Raw genomic sequence first — 15,751 nt, 5'->3', positions numbered from 1 at the left:
AGGGGATGAGCGAGCGTGAATGTACTAAGAGTCTCTAAGCTCACGATCGCGCTGTTCGTGCTGCCTTGTCTGCTGCTCTACGTCTGCCTGGTGTTCGTACCAATCCTAGTGTCGCTCTACAGCGGGCTGCTCGACTGGAACGGCATCGGGACCTCCACCTTCGTCGGGCTCGATAACTTCAAGACGCTATTGTTCGACGATCCTGTGTTCTGGCCATCCGTTCGCCGGACGTTGATGTTCGCGGTATTCTCGATGGCGGAGATTCCCGTCGCGCTGTTCGTGGCTATCCTGCTTAACCGCTTCGTGAAGAAGCCGAACTTCCTCGTCTCCAGCTACTTCATGCCGGTTATTCTGTCGGTTGTTATTATCGGGCAGCTGTGGAAGACGATCTACAACCCGGCCTCCATGGGAGGCATGCTGAATGGATTATTGGAGATGCTTCATCTAGACAGCTGGACCAGATCTTGGTTAACCGATCCAAGCATAGCGATGTATTCGCTCTACTTCGTCGCGCTGTGGCAGTATCTTGGCTATCATACACTCATTCAATTCACAGGCATTCAGAACATTCCCGCAGATATCTACGAGGCGGCGAAGATTGATGGAGCCGAAGGCCTGCGGGCCGACTGGCACATCACACTCCCTATGAATATTCCGATTATCAAAATATCGATCGTCCTCGCCTTCATCGGCTCGCTCCAAGCGTTCGATATGGTGATGGTCATGACGGGCGGCGGCCCGGCTCATGCGACCGACGTGATCTCAACACATATGTACAATATGTCGTTCCTGTCCATGAAGTATGGCTACGGAAGCGCTATTGCTGCCTTCCTCGTCGCACTCTGCCTGCTGGCAACGGTCATCATCAACTTCATCTTCAATCGTCTAGAACGCAAGTATACCTAAGGAAGGGGGCTCGCTAATAATGAGTCAGACAATTCGTGTGGCAGGGGCGAAGCCTGTCCTTCAGACGGTGCAGAAGCGCAAGCTTGGGCTGGTGAAGATCATCGTCATCCTGGGCTTGTCCATTCTGTTCGTCACGCAGCTGTATCCGCTTCTCTGGCTGCTGCTCTACTCTCTGAAGAACAATGAGGAGATTCTGTCCGGTAGCTTCTTCTCGCTGCCGGCCTCGCCGCAGTGGGTGAACTTCAAGGACGCCATCGCGTCGGGCAACTACTTCAAGTATCTGTACAACAGCATCTTCGTCACCTCGGTGACCATGGTCGGTGTGCTGCTGCTTAGCTCGCTAGCTTCGTTCGCGATCTCACGGTTCCGCTGGAAGTACGGCCAAGCCGTTATGGTCATTTTCCTCATTGGGATGATGATTCCGATGCAGGCGACGCTGCTTCCTTTGATGATTATTTTCAAAAACATGAATATCCTAAACACCCATCTCTCCATCATTCTGCCGTATATCGCGTTCCAGACGCCGATCGCCGTGTTCATCCTGAGCGGCTTCATGAAGTCGATCCCACATGAGATTGAGGAATCTGCGGTGGTGGACGGGGCTGGCGTGTTCCGAATCTTCCGCAGCATCATCCTGCCGATCTCGGTTCCGCCGATGATGACGGTCTGTATTCTCACCTTCATCAACATCTGGAATGAGTACATTATGGCCGCGACGTTCCTCTCTTCGGAGAAGCTCAAGACGCTGCCGTTCGGGGTGTACAGCTTCGTCAGCCAGTACTCGGTGAACTATGGGGCAATCGGCGCGTTCCTCGTGCTTGGCGCACTGCCCGTCATCGTCATCTACTTCCTGCTCGCAGACAAGATTACGAAGGGGATGGTTGCAGGAGCGGTGAAGGGCTAATCGAGCCCTCCCGCTCTTGTTCCGCGTTAGACGGGCGAAGTGGTAGAATGGAGATACTAGGTGTGAAGGAGGAAGCGGAATGAAGCGGGGCAGCAGACATTCTATTCATAATCGGCTATTCCTGCTCTTCCTCTCCAGTATGATGGTGCTGCTGATTCTGGTCAGCGTACTGTATTACCAGAAGACGACGAGCATCATTCACAGCAAGATCGGCGACCTCGCGGAGAAAAATATCTCCCAGACCGTCGGTCTATTCGACCTTCTGCTGGAAGGGTACGATAGCATTACGAAGTCGCTCAACTCCAACTACGAGCTGCTCCGGCTCTTGAAGGAGCGGGACGGCGAGCAGGATGTCGCGGTATCCGTCATTAATGAGCGGATGATAACGAACATTCTAGGCGCCGTCTACTACTCGCGGGACGATATTGTAGGCATCCACGTCGTCACGAACGAGGGGAAGCTTTACAACTATGAGAAGCGGTTCGCCGGTGTTGTGGATGTCAATTATGCTTCATCTGATTGGTTCCGGAAGCTGCAAGCCTCCAGCGGCGAGATGGTGTGGCTCGGACTGTTCAAGAGCTCCGTCATCAACAGTCTGCAAGAGGAGCCGGTGTTCGTGTTCGGTCGGCAGCTGTATGATCTGAGTAATTATCGGAAGATTGGCGTTGTGTTCATCGAGACGAGTCCTAAGCCCATTCTATCCGCGCTGTCGAATGTGACGATCAGTCCGAACAGCCGCGTATATATCGTGGATAAGCAGAGTCAGGTCATTGCGTCGACGGAGAAGGAGGAGGGACAGATGCCGGTCTTCGAAGGGCTGCCAAGGCCGAGAGGCAATGAGGTGGTCGTCGATCGGCAGACGGACCAGCTGCTCGTGGCAGCGAAGGCGAGGATGGCGGATTGGACGATCTTCGGCATGACGCCGAAGGCCGACATTAACGCCGAGGTGGTTCAGACAAGAGAGCATCTGCTCTGGGTCATCCTCGCGGTCGTTGTGGTGTCGACGCTGCTCGCCAGTATCATCTCGCGGACCATTGCTTCTCCAATGAAGCTGCTTATTCGCGAGATGAAGCAGGTGGAGATGGGGAACTTCCGCGGCATGGTCAACGTCCGGTCATTCGAGGAGATTAATTCGCTTGTCTTGTCGTTCAATCGAATGGTATTCCGAATGGATGAGCTGATCGAGCGGATGACGCTGTCCTCCATTAGTGAGAAGAATGCGGAGCTGCAGGCACTGCAGTCGCAGGTGAATCCGCATTTTCTATACAACACGCTGGATATGATCTATTGGATGCTCGATGAGCGAGAGAATGACCGGCTTGGCCGCGTCATCCTGGCGCTGTCGCACATGTTCCGCTACAGCAGCGATTGGCAGGAGGCGTCGAAGACGACGCTGCGGCAGGAGCTCGATCAGATGCGCCATTATATGACGATTATCGAGAGCCGGCTGGAAGGGCGCGTGGCCGCTGAGGTGGAGGTCGAGCCAAGGTGGCTGGATGTGCCGATGCCGAAGATGACGCTGCAGCCGATCATTGAGAATGCGGTGAAGAGCGGCCTTGAGCCGCTGGGTGCACAGCGCAGCGGACGGCTGCGCGTGTATGCGGAAGCGGATGAAGCAGCTGGCGAGCTTCGCGTCGTCATCGAGGACAACGGTGTGGGCATGGATGAGCAGATGGTTGCGGGGCTGAGGGAGAGCCTGAGCGGGAGCAGCGCGGGCACGGAGGCGGACTCCGGTGCAATGACTTCAGCTGTTCCCGTACGGCGCGGCATCGGGCTGCCGAATGTGCATCGCCGGCTCATGCTGCTGTTCGGTGAGCCTTATGGGCTGCGAATTAGCAGCAAGCAGGGAGAGGGGACGACGGTCATGATTGTAATGCCGCTGCCTGCAACTCCTCGAACGGAGTAATGAAAGGGGGATTGCCCTGATGAACATTCTCGTTGTGGATGATGAGCACGTTATTAGGGAAGGGATTAAGCGAACGCTGCAGAACCGGTTCCCTGACTACAAGGTGTATCTGGCTGGGGGCCCGGAGGAAGCAATCGCACTGCTGCGTGCCCATCGCATTCATATGGTACTGACGGATATTCTGATGCCGGGAATGACGGGTCTGGAGCTGATGAGTCACTCACGAGGCAGCTATCCTCAGGTGAAGTGGGTCGTCATCTCAGCCTATTCTGAATTTGCTTACGCGCAGGAGGCCGTGCGGCTCGGGGCCAAGGATTACTTGCTGAAGCCGATTGGCAAGGAGATGCTGACAGAGATGATCGGCAAGCTGAGTGAGGAGGTACAGCGGGAGCAGGAGCAGATGGAGGAGGCAGAGCGTCTTCGGATCAATCGGAAGTACCTGCGCGAGGCCGTATTCCAGCGCTGGGCTTCGGGGCTCGACATTGGCAGGCTGGATATGGGACCGTTCCTGGAGAGCCACCCGTATTTTCACCTTGTCATGGTGAAGATGGAGACCGACAAGGTCGTGCAGCTGGAGCACTTCATGATTGAGAACGTGCTCGGCGAGCTGATCGAGCAGCATGGCTGCGGCTTCGTATCCATCTACGATAACAAGAGCTTGCTCGGCTTAGTTACTCTGCGTGAGGGTGCAGCCTTGTCGAAGCTGCTGGATGATCTGCGCGTGTATCTCATCAAGTGCTTGCGCGTCCCGTTCCAGATCATGCACTCGCAGCTGCTGGACGGCTTCAGTGAAGTACCAGCGGAAGTGCAGCGAATGCGGCAAGCCGCAGCCACGCAAGTCTACGAGCATTACGCCAGCGGCGGCGACCAAGCGGTCGAGGTGGCCCTGCAGTATATGAAGACCCAGTTCCAAGGTGATCTGTCGCTGGAGAAGGTCGCGTCCATCGTCTACTTGAACCCTGTCTACTTCAGCCAGCTGTTCAAGCAGAAGACCGGCGTCGGATTCAAGGAGTATGTCATGGGCCTGCGCCTCGACCTCGCCAAGCAGCTGCTGCTCAATCCGAAGCTGAAGCTGGCCGACGTCGCTGAGCGGATCGGCTACCAGGACCTGCGGCACTTCTCGCAGGTGTTCCGCAAGCGCTTCGGCGTGACGCCGACGGAGTATCGGCACAACGCTGGAGAGCCCGCCCCGGGAGTTTCGCCGTAATGGGAGAGGAGCAATTGCTATGAGTTTTTCTATTAAGGATGCTTCGGACAAACTGGGCATTCCAGCACATACAATCCGATATTATGATAAAGAAGGTCTTCTGCCTTTTATTCAGAGAGATATACACGGGAACCGCATCTTTGAAGATAAGGACCTTGAGTGGATTACCTTAATGACCTGCTTTCGAGTGACAGGGATGCCTATATCCCAGCTCAAGCTTATTGTAGATCTGGCGCTTCAAGGAGAAGCCACGATTCATGAGAGAAAAGCTATCCTCGAAGAGCATAAAAAGGTGCTCAAAAAGCAGCAGAACGATTTAGACCGTGCCTTTGAAGCGGTCGATTATAAGTTATCCAAATACGAATCCATTCAAAAAGGAGAGATTCCGCAGAGCTCGGAATTTGATATGTCTCCATGAATAAAACAAGAGTATCTCCTGCCGGCACTTCATAATCGGCAGGAGATACTCTTGCTTTTTATTCATAACCCAATATTGCCTTAGGCTCAACGTGTTCTTCCAAGCCATATACCCCGGAATCGCGGCCTAACCCGGACTGTTTGAACCCTCCAAAAGGAGCGTACGGGTCATCATGAGCGCCTTTATTAATTAATACTCTTCCGGCAATCAACTTGGAGGCTACTCTTCTAGCCCTTGAAAGATCGGAAGAGCTTACATAAGCTGCGAGTCCGTAGACGGTATCATTGGCAATCGCAATCGCCTCCTCTTCCGTCCGATAAGAAATGACAGATAACACAGGCCCGAAAATTTCTTCCTTAGCGATTTTCATATCATTCTTAACATTAGTAAACACGGTCGCTCTCGCAAACCATCCATGCTCAAGCCCTTCCGGATGTCCAAGGCCGCCTGTGATTAAATCAGCACCTTCGTCCAAGCCGGACTGAATGTAACGCTGAACCGTTTCATACTGCTTTTGGTTTACTAATGGCCCAAGCACGGAATCCGGATCCGTAGGGCTGCCCATCTTGGTTGAAGCAACGGACTGCCGAATTAAGCTTGTCACCTCTTCCATACGTTGCTCCGGTACCAAAATCCTTGTCCCTGCGTGGCACGCTTGTCCTGTGTTGCTAAGGCCGATCTGAACAGCGAGCGGAATGGCCTTGGCAAAGTCAGCATCATCTAGAATGACATTCGGATTTTTACCGCCTAATTCTAGAGCAAGCCTTTTGAGCGTATCAGCAGCACCTCTTGCAATTATTTTTCCTACATGAGTTGAGCCAGTAAAGGATATCTTGGCAATATCAGGATGATTGGTCATTTCCGTTCCAATTACTGCACCTGTACCATTCACAATGTTCACTACTCCGGGAGGGAATCCTACATCAGCAATACATTCCATAAGCAGTTGAGTTTGAGTTCCGCTAAGCTCACTCGGTTTAACCACAATCGTGCAGCCCGTTGCAATAGCAGGTGCTATTTTGTTGCATATATGAGTATAGTTTGCGTTCCACGGTGTAATGGCTCCTATGACACCTAATGGCTCCAGAATGACCTTGGTCGTTCCCGACATTTTTTCAAATAAGAAATTTTTTAATGCTTCTATTGTATACAGACAAGTCTTCGCCGAGAACACTGTACGCCCTCGGGTGGCGCTTATAGGGGACCCGTACTCTTCCACAGCCGCCTTCGTTAGCTGCTCTTCGTTCTCCATAATTCTGTCATGCAGCCTCTGAAGTAAAGATATCCGTTCTTCTATTGTTGTTTTGGAGAATGAGGCAAATGCAGCTTTTGCCGCAGAGATAGCTTCCCTAACATCTTCTTCGTTCCCGAGCGTCAGTCTACCGATTACTTCTTTTGTAGCAGGATTCGTAAGTTCAAGGACTTCACTCCCTCGAGACGTAACGAATCTGCCGTTAATATAGTGCTGGTCTAACACCCTCATATAGGGATACCTCCTTCAAGATAGTGGTAGTATCTAATGCCCATGGCTTAATTATTCTTCCTCGAAAGCTCTCCAGATTCCCTGATCTGAACAACACAAACTTAAACCTTAAAGTCCACTTTAAGGCAAGTCCTTTTTTTTGGAATTTTAGAATAATGGAGATGTATGCCGTTATTGATGAAATGATTAGGTGAAAGGAGTATAAGAGGCAGGGTATGCCCCTATATAATATAGGGGTAGTGGTTAGGAGTAGAGGTTACACTTATTATCGAATCCATAACTTGCAGCAGACCTGCTATGATTTAAAATTGAGCCCCTGCGACTGCAACGCAGACCTAAGCTTAGGCAGGGAAGCAGGACCCATACCGTGGAGCTTCAGAATCTCGCGTTCACTGTGCTCAGACAGCTGCTGCAGCGTCGTGATGCCATGGTGCTCCAACGCCCTTCTGGCAGGAGCAGGCATCTCAGCAAGGAATCCGCTCTCCGGCTTCAGCTCTTGCTCACAGGTCGGACAGGTCGGACAATCACTGCTTTTATAGTATTTGTGCCCTTTGTTGCAGGTCTTTAGGGTTTTCTTGGAGGTTGTCATAATACTTCTCCTCTATGATTCATTATTGGGAAGATTCCATTTACAGAACGATACCATGCAATGAACTCGTTATTATTTTTGCTATATTTAATTTTATAGAAAGTATTGGAGTATTGCTCCCGTTTACCTATTCTACTCTCCATCGTATCTAAATAAGGACTTTCTTCAAGCTTTACTTTGTGGATACTGACTACTTGTCCCCCAAGATTTTGAACCACTCGTTCAATCTCATTCTCAGCTTTATTATTGTCAACAAGATATACAATTCCAAAAAAGATTAATCCGATAATCAAACAGGTTACAGCAATGAGTCCACCTGTCTTTGTTCCCGTTTTTCTTAAGACCATATTGACCTCACTTCCTATTCGAAGCTTATACGGGTCTATCTTTTATACATCTCATTAAAACGTTGAATAATTTCTGTCTCCTCTTGGGCTCCAAGTAATATAAATTCTCTTGACTTACCATTTCGCAATTCAATATTCAACCGACCGTTATGTGGAATGTTTGCCATGCCCCATTTTTTAGAAGGGTTAAATGAAATATCACTCAAATCATAATGATTATAAATGAAATTATTTTTGTTCGAATTCATTATGGTAACCTCTGATAGGTCACTCCATGAATAAACGTCTAATAATTTCTCGTTAATGTATGTTAAAGGATTATTGTATATAGCACTATTGTTCTGTGATTTCATAACTGCAGGATCAACTGCTAGTAGACCATGCGCGATTATCCCTATTATACATTGTGGATTAAATATAACTAAATACGTACGATTGAGTACCAGCCTGTAATACTCCATACCTATAAAATAGGTAGTATCTAATGAATCTAACCGGTCACGAAGTTCAGTCCTCATTGTCACCCCAACACCATCTCAGCCGCCCCAGCCTGCTTCTCCCGGATACGAGCTAGCGAAGCGGACGACATTCCGAGGCAGGAAGCCACCTGCTCCGCAGGGATCTGGCTGGCCAGATGGCCGTACTTGCTGTCGAACAGCTGCACGCGCTGATCTGGAGGCAGCAGCAGCTCGCGCTCGCGGAGCTCCTTGCGGACGAGCAGGCCTTCGGCCAACCGCCGGCCGAGGCGCTCCCAGCAGACATTCCGGTCATAGAGGGACTGGAAGTCCTTGTAGGTTATGCTCACTACGGTGCTGTCGGACAGCGCTTCAATCGTCTGCAGCGAAGGTGCGACCTGCAGCATAGAGCTGTAGGACGCCGCGAAGCCGCCAGCGCCTAAGAAGCCTTGAGTGAGCTGCTTGCCATCACGCGTGCTTGCATGCACACGGAAGAGACCGCGGAGACAGAATCCCATCCTGTCCGCAATCTCGCCTTGCTTCATATAATATTCCCCCTTGCGGAGGGTGATAGGCCTGCATAGCGCTTGGAAGACGAGCCACTCCTCGTGAGGAACTGGCGCAAGATAGAGCAATTCAGCATAGATAGAATCCCATTTGTCGACCATCGAGTTCATCCTTTGAAGGTTGATGTGATGTTTACAGAAGGATTCGATATTTGGAACGATTATCCTGCCCCTCGGGCCAAAAAATTAAAAAACCGCGGCCCGTGCTCTTAAGCACTTTCCGCGGTTTTCATGCATATTAAGCTGAATTATTCCGTCTTCGTCGTATCTTCCGTCATCGCATCGTCCGTAGCAGCAGGAGCATTCTCATCCTCTACATCTACGTCCACATTGCTGTTACCGTTGCCTGCCGGATCCGTGCTCTCTACGTTCACATCCGTGTTGTCATTGCCGTTGTCTCCGCAAGCAGTAGCCCCGAATACCAGTGTTACACACATCACCGCAGTCAGCAGCATCGTCGACCATTTCTTCTTCCCATTCTTCTTTTCCATGTTCATTACCCCTCTCAGGTTCGTGTAGTTGTTGTTGCTTCATGTCTACTTAGTAACCGCCCTAGCGAGAATCGAATCACCATAATCATGAGAATAATCTAATGTTTATATTTGGAAGAGGCGGGTATGGTTCACGAACTCTATCAATAGGGTATATGACATTCAGCATATAGTAGAAGAGAAGGGGAGTCCTTATTATGATACAGCCACAGCCGGCAACAAGGCGTCAGACGAGATTTATGCTACGTAAAAGGTGGATCGCTCTTATTCTAGTAGGACTTATTCTTACGAGCACGATGATTGTGCATACACAGAAGGAGGTGCCGGACGGCCTCTCCTATGAGAGTCCCGTCTACCGGACCGACGACGTCAAGTTCCTATACAACTTGTCCTATCAGCAAGGGGATAAGCGAGCCTTCGAGGATGGGATCTATAAGGCGTGGTATGGGATGATTCAAGGAGCCGAGGAGTATATCGTGTTCGATATGTTCCTGCTGAACAGCTACTATGATAAGGGTCAGGAGTATCCGGAGCTGGCTGGGAAGCTGACGGATCTCATAACAGAGCAGAAGAAGAAGCATCCTGAGCTGAAGGTCTACTTCATCACCGACGAGGTGAATACGAGCTATGGCTCGCATAAGGTACCTTACCTGGAGAGGTTGAAGGAGAGCGGGGCTGAGGTAGTGATTACTGATATGAAGCCGATGCGGGATTCCAATCCTCTGTATTCCGGCGTGTGGCGTGCCTTCTTCCAATGGTTCGGGCAGAGCGGGGATGGCTGGATGAAGAACCCACAAGGCAGCAATGCCCCTGATGTTACGCTGCGTTCCAATCTCAAGCTGCTTAACATTAAGGCGAATCACCGCAAGGTGCTGATGACGGAGAACGGGGCAATGGTCATGTCCGCGAATGCGCATGATGCCAGCTATTATAACGGAAACATTGCCTTCCAGTTCGAAGGTCCGATAATGAAGGAAGTGTGGAGCAGCGAGCAGGCGGTTGTCCGCATGTCCGGCCGGAAGGATGCGCTGCCTGCTTATCCAGGTGAAGCTTCCGCTGGCCGCGGCGAGGGCAACATCGCGCTGCAATGGCTGACGGAGAGCAAGATTCAGAAGCATGTCGTTCAAGCGATTAAGGAGGCCGGCGAAGGGGACCGGGTGCGGATTGGGATGTTTTTCATCGAGGACCGGAGTATAGTGGAGCCGCTCCTCGCCGCGTCGAAGCGGGGGGCTGATATTCAAATCGTGCTGGACGTGAATGAGAATTCGTTCGGGCACAAGAAGAGCGGGATGCCGAATCGCCCGATTGCGGCTGAGCTGCTGCAGCGTTCCGATGAGCGTATCCAGATTAAGTGGTACGAGACCGAGCAGGAGCAGTACCATACGAAGCTGCTTCTGGTGGAGCATCCTGACCGCAGCGTCATCATCGGCGGGTCAGCCAACTATACGCGCCGTACGCTCGATGACCTGAATCTGGAGGCCAATCTCAAGATGGAGGCACCCTCGGAGTCAGAGCTAGTGAAGTCAGTTGGCGCGTACTTCGAGCGAATCTGGAACAACAAGGATGGCGTCTATACCGTCCCTTATGAGAAGCATAACGACGAGCTGCCGTTCTTCAAGCAAGCTCTGTACGTGGTGCAGAAGGTGTTCAACTTCACGACTTATTAAGTGGTGGAAGGGGCCCCCGGCGGGTGCCGAAGAGAGCTGCAGTGCTGATTATCAGCACTAGAGCAGCCCCGGCGGGTGCCGTCGAGCGCTGCAGTGCTGTGAATCAGCACTAGAGCAACCCCGGCGGGTGCGCCGTCCAAGCAGCCCGCCAGCGAATTGCGCGGCACTGCCCGCACAAAAAGACCGGAAGGCGAAAAAATTCGCCTTCCGGTCTTTTTTGCAACACATTCCTACCCAAACACGACGCGGTCGTCCGCCATCTTGTGGCCGCTGATCTGCTCGAACTCGCGGAGCAGCTGCTCGACGGTGAGGTCCTGCTTGCGCTCAGCGGGCACATCGAGGATGATGCGGCCCTTGTCCATCATGATGAGGCGATTGCCGAGGCGAATCGCTTGCTCCATGTTGTGGGTGACCATGAGCGTCGTGAGCTGCAGATCACGCACGATACGCTCGGTCAACCGCGTAATCAGCTCGGCACGAGCAGGGTCCAGCGCTGCCGTATGCTCATCGAGCAGCAGTATCTGCGGCTCGGTGAACGTGGACATGAGCAGGCTCAGCGCCTGGCGCTCGCCGCCGGACAGCTGGCCGACCTTCGCGCTCAGGCGGTTCTCCAGCCCAATGCCGAGCCGCACCAGCTGCTCGCGGAAGAACTTGCGCTTCGCGGCTGTGACGCCGAAGCTTAGTCCGCGAGACTTCCCGCGGGCATAGGCCATCGCCAGGTTCTCCTCGATGGTCATGTTCGGCGCGGTGCCGGCCATCGGATCCTGGAAGACACGGCCGACCCAGCGGCTGCGCTTGTGCTCCGGCAGATGCTTGATCGACTCGCCGTTAATGGCGACCTCTCCCGCATCAGGGATAATGACGCCGGAGATGATATTCATCAGCGTAGACTTGCCCGCCCCATTGCTGCCGATGACCGTGACGAAGTCGCCGGGATTCAGCTTCAGATTAATATCCATGAGGGCAATCTTCTCATCCGGAGAGCCGGGGAAGAACAGCTTCGATACATGAGATAATTCCAGCATTATCGGCCACCTCCTGTACGTCCGCCGGTCAAGGAAGCAATCAGTTCAGCCGTGCGCTTCTTCGCCTGGTACTTCTGTCTAACCGCTCTGCGCGAGGCAGGAACGACGAGGGCAATAATAACGATGACCGCGGTAATAATCTTCAGGTCGGAAGTCTCCAGCCACTCCACCTGCAGCGCGAGCGCATAGATGATCCGATAGATAATGGAGCCAAGCGCAGCTGCAACTACCGCAACCCACACATACCGGCTGCCGAGCAGAGCTTCACCGATAATTACCGAAGCGAGTCCGATGACAACCATGCCAATCCCCATACCCATATCTGCGAAGCTCGATTGCTGGACAACCAACGAACCAGACAGAGCAACGAGCCCATTAGACAACGCTATGCCAAGAATCTTCGTCGTATCCGTGTTAGAACCGAAGCTGCGAATCATCCTCGCATTGTCCCCAGTTGCTCGAAGCGCCATTCCGACATCTGTCCGAAGGAATAGCACAAGCAGGACGATGACGACAAGAGTAATAATGAGTCCCATCCAGATGGGATCCGCTCCGCCGAATATCGTATCCATACCCATAATCGACACATTCGGCTTGCCCATAATCCGTAGGTTAATGGAGTAGAGGGCAATCATCATCAAGATGCCGGATAGCAATCCGTTAATCTTGCCCTTCGTATGGAGCAGTCCAGTGCACGCACCAGCCGCTAAGCCTCCGCCGAAGGCAGCCAGTGTAGCTATCCAAGGTGAATAGCCGTTCGTAATCATAATGGCCGCGATTCCTGCTCCCGTGGTGAAGCTTCCATCCACCGTAAGGTCCGGGAAGTCCAGAATGCGGAACGTAATATAGACACCGAGAGCCATCAGGGCATACAAGAGCCCGAGCTCAATTGCTCCCGGCATAGATAAGAATAGTGCCATAAGCCTGCCAACCTGCCTCTCTATTAGAATAACAGAAGGGGCGAACGCCAGGCGCTCACCCCCGTCATCTCCCTATTACTTAATCAAGTTCTGTTCAGGGTCCTTCATGCCGCTCTTCATTGCTTCCGTAATCTCAATGCCTTGCTCGGCAGCCGTCTTGGTATTAATGATAAGATCCAGCTTATCAGGAACCGTTACCGGAAGCTCAGAAGGCTTCTTGCCATTCTTCAAGATCTCAACAGCCATCTGGCCTACTTGGTAACCATGATCGTAATACTTGAACCCAACGGTTGCAAGAGCACCCTTCTCAACCGTCTCGCGGTCACTGGAGAAGTAAGGCATCTTGTTCTCCTTAGCCGACTTCAGGATGGCATCCACACCGCTGACAACCATATTATCCAACGTTGTAAAATAAGCATCTGCACGTCCAACAAGGGACTGGGCTGCTTGCTGCACTTCAGAAGTGTTAGTCACAGCCGCGCGAACGAGCTTAATGCCATGCTTCTCAAGCGCCTCTTCCGCAATATCAGCCATAATGACGGCATTCGTCTCACCTTCATTAATAACGAGGCCTAACGTCTTCACCTTAGGGAAGTTGGCCGCGATGAAGTCCATCAGCTGCTTAATCGCTTCCGGATTCGTATCAGAAGCACCAGTGACGTTGCCGGACGGCTTGTCCAGGTTGTCCACAATCTTCGCGGCGAGCGGATCCGTTACTGCAGCGAATAATATGGGTGTATCCTTCACCTTATTAACTACCGCTTGAGCGGATGGAGTTGCAATGCCGAGTACAAGATCATTCTTAGCTGTAGCCAGCTTCTCTGCTATGGATAAGTTATTAGGTTGTTCACCCTGTGCATTATTGAAGTCAACCTCAAGGTTCTTGCCTTCCTCGAATCCGCCGTCCTTCAGTGCAGCCAGGAACCCCTCGCGAGTAGCATCTAGTGACGGATGCTCAATAATCTGCGATATCGCAATCTTAACCTTCTTCTCATCTGTCGCACCAGCACCATTATCTTCAGCTTCGTTCGTGTTGCCGCCGTTCTTGGAACCGCCCCCGCATCCTGCTACAATCAGGACCATGGAGAGCATAAGTGCAAGCCAAGTTAACTTCTTCATTATTCGTATTCCCCTCTCTTAGATGGACGCATGCGAAGCGGCGCTGTTGTAACGCTTCTGTCTGGGACAGCGGCAGAGCGCACCTACGCTCGTCCTCTGTATACGTTATCAATTATTATACAATATTATTAGGGTTGCGGGTGCTTACATTTCAAGGAATTCCATCCATCCCCTCATGAAAAATAGACTTGTCCCTGTCCGCAATGCTTGCTATACTATGGTAAGTTAAATTCCGACTAGATTACTATGTATATTGTCACACGATGTCGAAAGGAAAGGGGGAGCTTCATTGATTCGATTACATGAAGTAAGCAAGACCTACAACAGCCGCGGCCAAGTGATTCATGCGGTTCAACCCACTTCATTAGAGGTGAAGAAGGGTGATATTCAAGGCATTATCGGCTTCAGCGGTGCGGGCAAGTCGACACTCCTTCGTATGGCCAATCTGCTGGAGAAGCCGACAGAAGGCAGTGTATATATAGATGGGCATGATCTGACGAAGCTGTCCGCTAGAGACCTGAGAGAGGCGCGGCAGTCGATCGGCATGATTTTCCAACACTTCAATCTTCTCAGCAATGAGACCTGTCTAGCTAATGTAGAGTTCGCGCTGAAGGCAGCAGGGGTAGGAGCTGCGCAGCGGCGGAAGCGGGCGGCGGAATGTCTGGAGATTGTAGGCCTCAGCGACAAGGCGAAGCAGTATCCTTCCCAGCTAAGCGGAGGGCAGAAGCAGCGGATTGCGATTGCGCGTGCTCTCGCGAACAACCCGAAGGTGCTCCTGTGCGACGAACCGACCTCCTCGCTGGACCCGATGACGACCCTGTCGATTCTCGAGTTCCTCGAGCAGATTAACCGGGACTTCCAGGTGACCCTGCTGCTCGTGACGCATGAGATTAATGTCGTCAAGCGGATCTGCAATGGGGTCTCCGTCATGGAGAACGGCCGCATCATTGAGCGTCTTGATCTCGGCGAGGAAGAGGTTCAGCCGACGACACCGCTCGCTCAGTTCCTGTTCGAGACGGCTAACGGCTGGAAGAAGGGGGGACAAGCCCGTGGATAAGTGGACAGAGAGCTGGAACACCATCAACGACTTAATGCCGGAGATTATACTGTCGATGGAGCAGACCTTCCTCATGGTCTTCATCTCCGTAGCCTTCGCTGTTATTATCGGCTTGCCGATCGGACTCCTATTGTTCCTGTCGGCGCCGGGCAATCTGCATGAGAATCGCGTCCTGTACACGATTGTCAACTATGTCGTCAACCTGGTTCGTTCCTTCCCGTTCGTCATCCTGCTCGTTGCTCTTATTCCGTTCACACGATTGGTGACAGGGACGACAATCGGTCCGGTCGCTGCGGCGGTCTCGCTGTCGGTTGCTGCGATTCCGTTCTTCGCTCGGCTAGTGGAGCAGAGTCTGCGTGATGTTCCGCGCGGCGTCATAGAGGCGGCAGTCGCTTCGGGCGCTTCACTGAAGCATATTATTGTAGGCGTATTGCTGTCTGAGGCACGCCCGGGTCTCGTATCCGGACTTACGGTTACGATCATCTCCTTCATCTCCTACTCTGCTGCGGCAGGCGCCGTTGGCGGCGGTGGAATCGGAGACTTGGCCATCCGGTATGGCTATTACCGGTTCGAGACGGAGATCATGATCTTCTGTATTATTCTATTGGTTGTACTCGTTCAGCTCGTCCAATGGATTGGCACGCGGCTGGCGGTTAAGCTGGATAAGCGTAAGTAAATTAGAGAACTTAGA

At 52.2% G+C, this 15,751-nt stretch carries 17 protein-coding genes; 8 read left to right on the top strand and 9 right to left on the bottom strand.

What is annotated here, in order from left to right; all coding sequences use genetic code 11:
* Positions 1-15: 15 nt before the first annotated feature.
* The 5 genes from ACFO9Q_RS20115 to ACFO9Q_RS20095 all read left to right on the top strand — a co-directional run bounded on the left by ACFO9Q_RS20115 (position 16) and on the right by ACFO9Q_RS20095 (position 5,341).
* Complete coding sequence (locus ACFO9Q_RS20115; RefSeq protein ID WP_379185364.1) at positions 16-906, top strand: carbohydrate ABC transporter permease; 891 nt, start codon at positions 16-18, stop codon at positions 904-906.
* Positions 907-925: 19 nt separating this feature from the next.
* The gene (locus tag ACFO9Q_RS20110; RefSeq protein WP_379185363.1) at positions 926-1,810 is read left to right on the top strand and encodes a carbohydrate ABC transporter permease; all 885 of its coding nucleotides are present in this window, start codon (positions 926-928) and stop codon (positions 1,808-1,810) included.
* A gap of 79 nt (positions 1,811-1,889) precedes the next feature.
* Positions 1,890-3,716 carry a cache domain-containing sensor histidine kinase gene (locus tag ACFO9Q_RS20105; RefSeq protein WP_379185362.1) on the top strand — a complete coding sequence of 609 codons (1,827 nt, stop codon included), beginning with the start codon at positions 1,890-1,892 and terminating at the stop codon, positions 3,714-3,716.
* Between the two features lie 19 nt (positions 3,717-3,735).
* Complete coding sequence (locus tag ACFO9Q_RS20100) at positions 3,736-4,923, top strand: response regulator (protein WP_379185361.1); 1,188 nt, start codon at positions 3,736-3,738, stop codon at positions 4,921-4,923.
* A gap of 19 nt (positions 4,924-4,942) precedes the next feature.
* Positions 4,943-5,341, top strand: a complete 399-nt coding sequence (locus ACFO9Q_RS20095; protein WP_379185360.1) for a MerR family transcriptional regulator — start codon at positions 4,943-4,945, stop codon at positions 5,339-5,341.
* Between the two features lie 58 nt (positions 5,342-5,399).
* Here ACFO9Q_RS20095 and ACFO9Q_RS20090 read toward each other — a convergent pair whose 3' ends face one another.
* From ACFO9Q_RS20090 to ACFO9Q_RS20065, 6 genes are all read right to left on the bottom strand, one after another.
* Entirely contained in the window at positions 5,400-6,824 is a 1,425-nt protein-coding gene (locus ACFO9Q_RS20090) for an aldehyde dehydrogenase family protein (protein WP_379185359.1), read from the bottom strand.
* Positions 6,825-7,119: 295 nt separating this feature from the next.
* Entirely contained in the window at positions 7,120-7,413 is a 294-nt protein-coding gene (locus tag ACFO9Q_RS20085) for an RNA polymerase alpha subunit C-terminal domain-containing protein (protein ID WP_379185358.1), read from the bottom strand.
* Positions 7,410-7,760: a hypothetical protein gene (locus ACFO9Q_RS20080; protein WP_379185357.1), complete on the bottom strand. Its 351-nt coding sequence runs from the start codon at positions 7,758-7,760 to the stop codon at positions 7,410-7,412. The genes ACFO9Q_RS20085 and ACFO9Q_RS20080 overlap by 4 nt, the downstream gene beginning before the upstream one ends.
* A 35-nt stretch (positions 7,761-7,795) precedes the next feature.
* Positions 7,796-8,008, bottom strand: a complete 213-nt coding sequence (locus ACFO9Q_RS20075) for a hypothetical protein (RefSeq protein WP_379185356.1) — start codon at positions 8,006-8,008, stop codon at positions 7,796-7,798.
* 272 nt (positions 8,009-8,280) lie between these two features.
* Positions 8,281-8,883, bottom strand: coding sequence for a Crp/Fnr family transcriptional regulator (locus tag ACFO9Q_RS20070; RefSeq protein ID WP_379185355.1), 603 nt, complete (start codon positions 8,881-8,883; stop codon positions 8,281-8,283).
* Positions 8,884-9,029: 146 nt separating this feature from the next.
* Positions 9,030-9,272, bottom strand: a complete 243-nt coding sequence (locus ACFO9Q_RS20065) for a hypothetical protein (RefSeq protein ID WP_379185354.1) — start codon at positions 9,270-9,272, stop codon at positions 9,030-9,032.
* Positions 9,273-9,469: 197 nt separating this feature from the next.
* Between ACFO9Q_RS20065 and ACFO9Q_RS20060 the strand changes: the two genes are divergently transcribed.
* A complete protein-coding gene (locus ACFO9Q_RS20060) occupies positions 9,470-10,939 on the top strand; it encodes a phospholipase D family protein (protein ID WP_379185353.1) in 1,470 nt (489 codons plus the stop codon).
* 230 nt (positions 10,940-11,169) lie between these two features.
* Here ACFO9Q_RS20060 and ACFO9Q_RS20055 read toward each other — a convergent pair whose 3' ends face one another.
* The 3 genes from ACFO9Q_RS20055 to ACFO9Q_RS20045 form a co-directional block, all read right to left on the bottom strand.
* A complete protein-coding gene (locus ACFO9Q_RS20055) occupies positions 11,170-11,964 on the bottom strand; it encodes an ABC transporter ATP-binding protein (protein ID WP_379185352.1) in 795 nt (264 codons plus the stop codon).
* Positions 11,964-12,884 carry an ABC transporter permease gene (locus ACFO9Q_RS20050; protein WP_379185351.1) on the bottom strand — a complete coding sequence of 307 codons (921 nt, stop codon included), beginning with the start codon at positions 12,882-12,884 and terminating at the stop codon, positions 11,964-11,966. Before ACFO9Q_RS20050 ends, ACFO9Q_RS20055 begins: the two co-directional genes overlap by 1 nt.
* A gap of 75 nt (positions 12,885-12,959) precedes the next feature.
* Positions 12,960-14,003 carry an ABC transporter substrate-binding protein gene (locus tag ACFO9Q_RS20045; RefSeq protein ID WP_379185350.1) on the bottom strand — a complete coding sequence of 348 codons (1,044 nt, stop codon included), beginning with the start codon at positions 14,001-14,003 and terminating at the stop codon, positions 12,960-12,962.
* Positions 14,004-14,292: 289 nt separating this feature from the next.
* On the opposite strand from ACFO9Q_RS20045, the gene ACFO9Q_RS20040 reads away from it, so the two are divergent.
* Positions 14,293-15,060 carry a methionine ABC transporter ATP-binding protein gene (locus ACFO9Q_RS20040; RefSeq protein WP_379185349.1) on the top strand — a complete coding sequence of 256 codons (768 nt, stop codon included), beginning with the start codon at positions 14,293-14,295 and terminating at the stop codon, positions 15,058-15,060.
* Between the two features lie 73 nt (positions 15,061-15,133).
* Positions 15,134-15,736 (top strand): methionine ABC transporter permease, encoded by a 603-nt coding sequence (locus ACFO9Q_RS20035; RefSeq protein ID WP_379185463.1) that lies wholly within the window; start codon positions 15,134-15,136, stop codon positions 15,734-15,736.
* Positions 15,737-15,751: the final 15 nt, after the last annotated feature.

It is taken from the genome of Paenibacillus sp. GCM10023252, from assembly GCF_042653305.1.
Taxonomy (GTDB): Bacteria; Bacillota; Bacilli; order Paenibacillales; family Paenibacillaceae; genus Pristimantibacillus.
This window is presented reverse-complemented; position numbering and strand designations above follow the sequence as displayed.

Bases quoted from the DNA above. Each gene is read 5' to 3' on its own strand.
- ACFO9Q_RS20110 (WP_379185363.1), top strand. From the start codon at position 926: ATGAGTCAGACAATTCGTGTGGCAGGGGCGAAGCCTGTCCTTCAGACG.
- ACFO9Q_RS20105 (WP_379185362.1), top strand. From the start codon at position 1,890: ATGAAGCGGGGCAGCAGACATTCTATTCATAATCGGCTATTCCTGCTC.
- ACFO9Q_RS20100 (WP_379185361.1), top strand. From the start codon at position 3,736: ATGAACATTCTCGTTGTGGATGATGAGCACGTTATTAGGGAAGGGATT.
- ACFO9Q_RS20095 (WP_379185360.1), top strand. From the start codon at position 4,943: ATGAGTTTTTCTATTAAGGATGCTTCGGACAAACTGGGCATTCCAGCA.
- ACFO9Q_RS20090 (WP_379185359.1), bottom strand. From the start codon at position 6,824: ATGAGGGTGTTAGACCAGCACTATATTAACGGCAGATTCGTTACGTCT.
- ACFO9Q_RS20085 (WP_379185358.1), bottom strand. From the start codon at position 7,413: ATGACAACCTCCAAGAAAACCCTAAAGACCTGCAACAAAGGGCACAAA.
- ACFO9Q_RS20080 (WP_379185357.1), bottom strand. From the start codon at position 7,760: ATGGTCTTAAGAAAAACGGGAACAAAGACAGGTGGACTCATTGCTGTA.
- ACFO9Q_RS20075 (WP_379185356.1), bottom strand. From the start codon at position 8,008: ATGAATTCGAACAAAAATAATTTCATTTATAATCATTATGATTTGAGT.
- ACFO9Q_RS20070 (WP_379185355.1), bottom strand. From the start codon at position 8,883: ATGGTCGACAAATGGGATTCTATCTATGCTGAATTGCTCTATCTTGCG.
- ACFO9Q_RS20065 (WP_379185354.1), bottom strand. From the start codon at position 9,272: ATGGAAAAGAAGAATGGGAAGAAGAAATGGTCGACGATGCTGCTGACT.
- ACFO9Q_RS20060 (WP_379185353.1), top strand. From the start codon at position 9,470: ATGATACAGCCACAGCCGGCAACAAGGCGTCAGACGAGATTTATGCTA.
- ACFO9Q_RS20055 (WP_379185352.1), bottom strand. From the start codon at position 11,964: ATGCTGGAATTATCTCATGTATCGAAGCTGTTCTTCCCCGGCTCTCCG.
- ACFO9Q_RS20050 (WP_379185351.1), bottom strand. From the start codon at position 12,884: ATGGCACTATTCTTATCTATGCCGGGAGCAATTGAGCTCGGGCTCTTG.
- ACFO9Q_RS20045 (WP_379185350.1), bottom strand. From the start codon at position 14,003: ATGAAGAAGTTAACTTGGCTTGCACTTATGCTCTCCATGGTCCTGATT.
- ACFO9Q_RS20035 (WP_379185463.1), top strand. From the start codon at position 15,134: ATGGTCTTCATCTCCGTAGCCTTCGCTGTTATTATCGGCTTGCCGATC.